This window comes from Thalassobacter sp. (genome assembly GCF_982993085.1).
The window spans coordinates 44,868-51,605 of sequence record NZ_CEZFMW010000009.1; the positions used below are offsets into that span (position 1 = coordinate 44,868).

Annotated in this window: 9 protein-coding genes; 6 read left to right on the forward strand and 3 right to left on the reverse strand. The window is 59.3% G+C overall.

What is annotated here, in order from left to right:
* The first annotated feature begins 4 nt into the window (after positions 1-4).
* On the forward strand, positions 5-910 hold the full coding sequence (locus AC4GMC_RS02990; RefSeq protein WP_487877354.1) for an EamA family transporter: 906 nt from the start codon (positions 5-7) through the stop codon (positions 908-910).
* A gap of 57 nt (positions 911-967) precedes the next feature.
* Positions 968-1,612, forward strand: coding sequence for an inner membrane-spanning protein YciB (locus AC4GMC_RS02995; RefSeq protein WP_487877353.1), 645 nt, complete (start codon positions 968-970; stop codon positions 1,610-1,612).
* A 3-nt stretch (positions 1,613-1,615) separates the two neighbouring features.
* On the opposite strand, the gene AC4GMC_RS03000 is transcribed toward AC4GMC_RS02995, so the two are convergent.
* Entirely contained in the window at positions 1,616-2,944 is a 1,329-nt protein-coding gene (locus tag AC4GMC_RS03000; protein WP_487877352.1) for a pseudouridine synthase, read from the reverse strand.
* A gap of 75 nt (positions 2,945-3,019) precedes the next feature.
* Between AC4GMC_RS03000 and AC4GMC_RS03005 the strand changes: the two genes are divergently transcribed.
* Positions 3,020-3,472 carry a nucleoside deaminase gene (locus tag AC4GMC_RS03005; protein ID WP_487877351.1) on the forward strand — a complete coding sequence of 151 codons (453 nt, stop codon included), beginning with the start codon at positions 3,020-3,022 and terminating at the stop codon, positions 3,470-3,472.
* Positions 3,473-3,479: 7 nt separating this feature from the next.
* Here AC4GMC_RS03005 and AC4GMC_RS03010 read toward each other — a convergent pair whose 3' ends face one another.
* Positions 3,480-4,766 carry an acetylornithine deacetylase/succinyl-diaminopimelate desuccinylase family protein gene (locus AC4GMC_RS03010; RefSeq protein ID WP_487877350.1) on the reverse strand — a complete coding sequence of 429 codons (1,287 nt, stop codon included), beginning with the start codon at positions 4,764-4,766 and terminating at the stop codon, positions 3,480-3,482.
* Between the two features lie 111 nt (positions 4,767-4,877).
* Here AC4GMC_RS03010 and AC4GMC_RS03015 point away from each other — a divergent pair, with 111 nt between their 5' ends.
* Genes AC4GMC_RS03015 through AC4GMC_RS03025 form a run of 3 tightly spaced genes read left to right on the forward strand, consistent with a single transcriptional unit; the run spans position 4,878 to position 6,524 of the window.
* Complete coding sequence (locus AC4GMC_RS03015) at positions 4,878-5,153, forward strand: hypothetical protein (protein WP_487877349.1); 276 nt, start codon at positions 4,878-4,880, stop codon at positions 5,151-5,153.
* A 5-nt stretch (positions 5,154-5,158) separates the two neighbouring features.
* Positions 5,159-5,707, forward strand: a complete 549-nt coding sequence (locus AC4GMC_RS03020) for a DUF1523 family protein (protein ID WP_487877348.1) — start codon at positions 5,159-5,161, stop codon at positions 5,705-5,707.
* Between the two features lie 58 nt (positions 5,708-5,765).
* Positions 5,766-6,524: an alpha/beta fold hydrolase gene (locus tag AC4GMC_RS03025; RefSeq protein ID WP_487877347.1), complete on the forward strand. Its 759-nt coding sequence runs from the start codon at positions 5,766-5,768 to the stop codon at positions 6,522-6,524.
* On the opposite strand, the gene AC4GMC_RS03030 is transcribed toward AC4GMC_RS03025, so the two are convergent.
* A partial coding sequence (locus AC4GMC_RS03030) for a hypothetical protein (protein WP_488084034.1) occupies positions 6,521-6,738 on the reverse strand: 218 nt, incomplete at its 5' end. The two genes, AC4GMC_RS03025 and AC4GMC_RS03030, sit on opposite strands and share 4 nt — an antisense overlap.

The window sequence follows — 6,738 nt, forward strand, 5'->3', positions numbered from 1 at the left end:
CCACATGAGCGCGTGGATCCTCACGATTGAGGGAACACCAGCGGGGGAACAGGCCGCCCTATTACTTGTGCTGTTTGCGGCGCTTTTGCACGCGGTCTTTGGCGCGATGCAGAAAGGGCGCTTTGATCCGTGGACGACACGTGCTGCGATTGACGCTTGCCTTGTCGCTATCTCGGTGCCGTTTGCAGTGTTCGTCGTGCCGTGGCCGCAGGGCCATGAATGGTGGTTGTTTGCCGGCGCTTTGGTCATCCACTTTTTGTATAAATCTGGGATGGCTGCGGCCTATCAACGAGGTGCTTTTACCGTTGTTTACCCCGTTGTTCGGGGCACGGCCCCGCTTTTTGCGGTCTTTGGTGCATGGCTGATTTTTGGTGAAACGTTCGCACCCCTGCAATGGTTTGGGCTGGGGTGCTTATTGGCCGGTATCTTTGGCCTCGCGCTTTATAACATCCTCTATTTGGTTGAGGACCGAGCCTCACTTTTGCCGGCGCTTGGCATGGCATTGTTCACAGGGATGATGGTTGCGGCCTACACAACCTTCGATGCCTTCGCGATCCGCACAACGCCCAACCCGTTCACGTTTGTGGTGTGGTTCTTCTTTCTCTGCTCGCTCGATTTTCCGGCGCTTTGGCTGTGGCTGCACGCACGGGGGCGCGTGGCCACGCCCGAGTGGCGGCCACTGTTCACACGCGGTGTGATTGGCGCGCTCGTGGCCTACGGCTCCTTTGGTTCGGTGCTTTTGGCGACGCGATTGGGCAAAGTCGGGGAGGCTGCGGCCTTGCGCGAAACCTCAATCGTTTTTGCGGCTCTGATCGGCTGGCTTATCCTGAAGGACACCGTCGGCCCGCGCCGGATTGCGCTTATGTGTTTGATTGCACTGGGGGCCGTGTTCATTGAGGTCGGCAGCTAGGGGTGGATATTCCGCGCCACGGGGCCTACGTCTGGCTACAGCTATGGAGAAGCCGTTATGAGCCAGCCTGAACCCGCGTCCAAACCTGTTCCCCAATCTGAGGGGCGCCCTGTGAACGGCACGCTGAAATTCCTATTGGAAACGGGGCCGGTTCTCGCGTTTTTTGGGGCCTACATGTATTTCAAGGATGAGACGTTTCTCATCAATGGGACGGAATACGGGGGCTTCATCGCGGTGACGGTGGCGTTCATTCCCGTCATTCTGGCGGCTACGGCGATCTTGTGGGCGCTGTCGGGCAAGCTGTCAAAAATGCAGGTGCTAACAGCTGTTTTGGTAATCTTTTCGGGTGGTATTTCGTTTTGGTTCAACGACGAGCGTTTCATCAAAATCCGGCCGACGATCATGTTCTCTATCTTTTCCGCAATTTTGTTTTTCGGACTGGCGCGTGGGCGCAGCTATCTTGAATATCTGATGGAAGACCTGATTCCGCTGCAACGTGAAGGGTGGCTCATCTTGACGAAACGCTTTGCGATGCTGTTTGCGGGCCTCGCCGTTTTCAACGAGATCGCGTGGCGCAGCCTGTCGACCGAAGTCTATGTGACGGTGGACACGTTTGGCGTGCCCATCGCGATCTTTGCGTTCTTCTTCACGCAAACAAAACTGTTCACGGCTTACGCGATAGAAGAAGAACCTGAGGCCTAAGCCTCAGGGTTTTTTCGGTTTTTTCGAGCTAAGATCACGCGAGCCATAGAACCCTGCGCCGGGTGATTTGGCCCCACCTTTGCGGGCGCTACCGCGTTTTGGCGCGCCTTTGGCGTCCTTGCGCAACGACATGCCGGGGTTCGCGAGGAACTGCTTCTTTTTCTCTGCTCTTTCTGCTTGTTCGGCTTCGCGCCGAGCAGATCGATCGTTGTCAGGACGGTCTTTGCCAAAGGGCTTCCGATCACCGCGATCCTCGCCGTATGGTTTGCGCGCCGGGCGGTCACCACGATCTTCACCGGGTTTTCCGTAAGGTTTGCGCGCTGGGCGATCACCACGGTCTTCGCCGGGTTTTCCGTATGGCTTACGCGCGGGCCGCTCACCACGGTCTTCGCTGGGTTTTCCGTAAGGTTTGCGCGCTGGGCGATCACCACGGTCTTCGCCGGGTTTTCCGCTAGGGCGCCCAGCGGGCTTTCCGCTAAACTTTCCAGCGGGCTTGCCGCCAAATTTACCAGCAGGTTTCCCGCCGGGTTTGCGACCGCCGGGGCCGGGTTTTCCGGGGGCGCGGGGTTCGATGTCGTCGGCCATCTCGGGCTCTCCTAGTTGGTCACGCAGCACACGTGTGCGGACCTCTTCAATCTCGCCGGTCGCCAGTGTGCCCAGCTGAAACGGCCCATAACTCAATCGGATCAGACGGTTCACCAGAAGCCCTTGGCTTTCCATAGCGCGCCGAATTTCACGGTTCTTACCTTCGCGTAGGCCCAGTGTAAGCCAAGCGTTGCCGCCCTGCTGGCGGTCGAACGCGACCTGCATGGGGGCAAAGCGTTCACCCTCAACGGTGAGCCCGGCGCGCATCGCCTCCAGTTGTGCCTCAGTCGGCGTGCCGCGCACACGCACGCGGTAGCGACGCAGCCAGCCGGTTGAGGGCAGCTCAAGGCGGCGCTTCAGCTCACCGTCATTGGTCAAAAGCAACAGGCCCTCAGAATTGAGGTCCAGTCGCCCAACGGTCATCACCCGTGGCAAATCGTCGGGCAGCGCGTCAAACACAGTCTCACGCCCCTGTTCGTCGCGGGTCGTGGTCACAAGGCCTGTTGGCTTGTGGTACATCCACAGGCGTGCACGTTCTGGCGGCGCAAGGGGGACGCCATCCACTGCGATGCGATCCTCATCCGTCACGTTTAGCGCGGCGCTTTCAATGACTTGTCCGTTAACCGTTACGCGGCCTTCGGCAATAATAACTTCGGCGTCACGGCGCGAGGCGATGCCTGCGCGGGCAATCACTTTGGCAATGCGGTCACCGGGAGGCGCGCTTTTGGTGGGGGGTGTGTTGGACATGCGCTCCCCTTATCGCGCTCGTGGGCGCTTGGAAAGCGTCTTGCGTGGGGGCCGGCGTTTCGGCAAGTCTGCATTATGACGTTTCGATCCCATATGGAGGCCGCGCTAGAGGCCGCAAAGGCCGCAGGTGCACGCGGCGAAGTCCCCGTGGGTGCTGTCATTTTGTCCAAGGATGGCAAGGTCTTGGCCATAGAGGGCAACCGCACGCGTGAACGCAACGACCCCACCGCCCACGCCGAGGTATTGGCTATCCGAGCGGCTTGTGCGGCGCTTAACCAAGAACGACTAATGGATTGCGATCTTTACGTTACGTTGGAACCCTGTGCGATGTGCGCCATGGCAATCAGCCACGCGCGGATTGCGCGGGTGTATTACGCTGCGTCTGATCCGAAATCTGGCGGCGTGGCGCAGGGCGCACGGGTGTTTACCCACCCGCAAACGCATCACGTGCCCGAAGTGTACGATGGCATCAATGCCGCCGCATCAGAGGCGCTGTTGCAGGAATTTTTCACCGCGCGCCGGGGCTAGCTGCGGGTTAGGCCCGCTCGGGGTCCAGCAAGAGAGTGCGCAGCGACAGCGTCATGACTTTGGCGCTGTCGAGCATGTCCTGCACACCCACCCATTCATCCGGCTGATGCGCCAGATCAAGGATGCCCGGCCCGTAGGCAATGCAATTCTTGAGCCGTCCAATTCGGTCGATATGCTTTTGATCGTAGGTCCCGGGTGAGACAACAAATTGCGCCTGCGTGTCCAACACCTGCGCGATGGCATCTTGGACTGTGCGCACCACCGGCGCGTTCTCATCGGTCATGGTGGGGGTGACCGACCACAACTCGCGCAGGTCATAGCGGAACTCGGGGCGCTGGGATTTGACCGTCTCTAGCACGGCGACGATCTCGGCTTTGACCTCTTCAATGTTTTCCTCAATCAGGAACCTGCGGTCGATCGTGATCCGACACGAATCCGGCACACAAGCAGAGGGGAACCCGGTGTAGTCCGCAGGCAGCTCATCCGCGCCGCCATGTATCGCGTTGATGTTCATGGTCGAATTGCGCGCGCCCTCTGGTACTACTGGCATATCCGTCTGTTTTGAGGCCAAAAGCGGAAACAACGTGCGTTCCATTTCCTCAAGCACGGCGCCCATGTGGCGCACCGCGCAGTCGCCCAAAAACGGCATGGAACCGTGGGCTATCCTGCCCTTTGTCTCAATCTCGGCCCACCAAACGCCGCGGTGACCTAGGCAAATGCGATCCTTGTTCAAAGGCTCGGGGATAATGACGTGTTGCACGCGTTCGGGGGCAAAGTACCCTTTCTCCGCTAGATACGCGACGCCGCCATAGCCGCCGGTTTCCTCATCCGCCGTGGCGCTGATTTCAACAGCACCGGAAAAGTTGGGGTAGGTATCGATGAACGCCTCTGCGGCAATGATTGATGCGGCCAACCCGCCCTTCATGTCACACGCGCCGCGACCATAGATGCGGTCGCCGTCTAGCTCACCTCCAAACGGATCGCGGGTCCACCCCTCACCCACGGTGACGACATCATGATGGCTATTGAAATGCACACATTCGCCGGGCTTAGCCCCTTCGCGCCGGGCCACAATGTTCCAGCGTGGGTGTGTTTCACTATCTGCGGGCGCACCGTGGGCGCGGATCATTTCGGTGACAAACCCATGCGCGCTCAGACGGGTGTCCAGATACGCACAGATCGCGTGGTAATTATCGCCCGGCGGGTTGAGCGTCGGGATACAGATCAGATCTTGGGTCAGCGCGATCAGATCGTCGCGCCGGGCCTCGATGGTTTGGATAAGAGGATCGGACATTGGGGCCCCCGTACTAGTCGGTGTGAGTGTAGGCAAATGCCGCCCAATGACCAGAGGGGGTGGCGGCAAGGCCTGCGCCGACCTATGTGCAGATAAGCAAAGGGGGTGGCTATGCTGCTGAATATTCGAGTGATGATGCTGATGCTGGCGGCCTTGACGGTGGTTTTTATTAGCTTCTTTTTTTACTTTCGCGCGGGCCGGGTTGAGGCTGCAAAAGCCACTTGGACGGCCAAGCAACCGCCCTTGCCGGAACATACTTACGTGCAAAACGATCTGGCCGACTATATACCGGGACTTGTGAAGCGCCTTGCGATCTGGGTCTATTGCGTCCCGTTGGCGGCGACTTCGGTATTGGCATTTGTGCTGAATATGCCGGAAGGGGACTGAGGGCCGTGATTAGGTGGTTTTTATGGGGGCTGTTTGCCGCGATCTTGGGGTCGTGTCTGCATTACACGCTGCCCCAACGTGATATTGTGATTGTGACCGGGACCGAAATTATTCGACAAGACGTTGGCGGGCTGAATAGTTGGTTTTATGCGGGCGCCGACAGCGGCAACGCGACAACGGCCAACCGGGATCTTCGGTTGATCAACACAACGGATGCCGACGGGACCACACGGGTATACCGCAACGAAGATACTGGTGTCGGGTGGCCTCCGTACTTTAAGTTCGACAGCGCGGATTTGCAGGCGGATGCGCAGGCCGTGATTTCCACACGGGCTGAACCTCAGTGGGTCGCCGTGCGCCACTATGGCTGGCGCAGCACGCTCATTTCCATTTATCCCAATGCGACGTCTCTCAAGCCTGTTTCTGGGCCGGACGCGACTTTGATCCCTTGGTTCAATATCATTGTCTTGGTGGGCCTGCTGGCCCTGATCCGTGCGGTTCAGGTCCGTATCGCGCGCTGGTGGTGCCGTAAATTTGGGGATGCGGCGGCCTAGGCCCTTTATGGGCAAAACGTATCTGGCCGCGTTGAAGCGGTTGGGATAGATCTGACGTATGTTAGCTACCACAAACCTTCCGTCACAGGGCGCGGCGTCGCCTACGTTGATCGCCCATGGGCTGTTTGGCTCCGCCCGCAATTGGGGCGTGATAGCGAAACGCCTGTCTGATCGTGGCCCCGTGGCGGCCGTTGATATGCGCAACCATGGCGATAGCCCGCGTGAAGACGATCACAGCTATGCAGCCTTGGCGCAGGACCTGTCAGAGGTGATTGCGTCCAATTGGGGACAGGCGGATGTGGTGGGTCATTCGATGGGGGGTAAGGCCGCGATGGTCTGCGCGTTAACGGCCCCTGATGCGGTTCGGCGGTTGGTCGTCGCAGACATTGCACCCGTAGGCTACAGCCATACCCAAGTCCATCTGATCCATGCCATGCGGGCGCTAGACCTCAGCCAAATCACCCGACGCAGTGAAGCCGCAGAGGCGCTTGAGGCCAGCATCCCTGAGCCGGGCGTGCGTGCCTTTTTGCTGCAATCGCTTGATGTGGCCGGCAAACGCTGGCGGCTCAACCTTGATGCGCTCGAAGCAGAGATGGACAAAATCATCGGCTTTCCAGCGATTGAAGGCCGCTACGAGGGGCCCGCGTTCTTTTTGTCAGGCGCCGAAAGTGATTATGTCCTGCCGGAGCATCGCGCGCGGATCAAAGCGCTATTTCCACAGGCGCGGTTTGCCAAAATTCCGGGCGTTGGCCATTGGCTTCATGCGGAAAAACCACGCGAGTTTGAGGCAGCGGTTCGCGCGTTTCTTGACGCCTAGCGGAGGGTGCTAAGGGGGGCGGTGGCCCGGCGGCGGCGCTGCCATACCCACGCTGCCGGACCACCTAGAGCCAGCCCAAGCATCATCCCCATGACTTGTAGTTGGCTGTCGATCAGCAACGCTCCCAGACCGCAGGCCAACCCCAGGGTGACCGCACATAAACTACACAAAACTAGATACTCGCGGCTCATGCCAAGGGTCCTTCTCGCTGCTG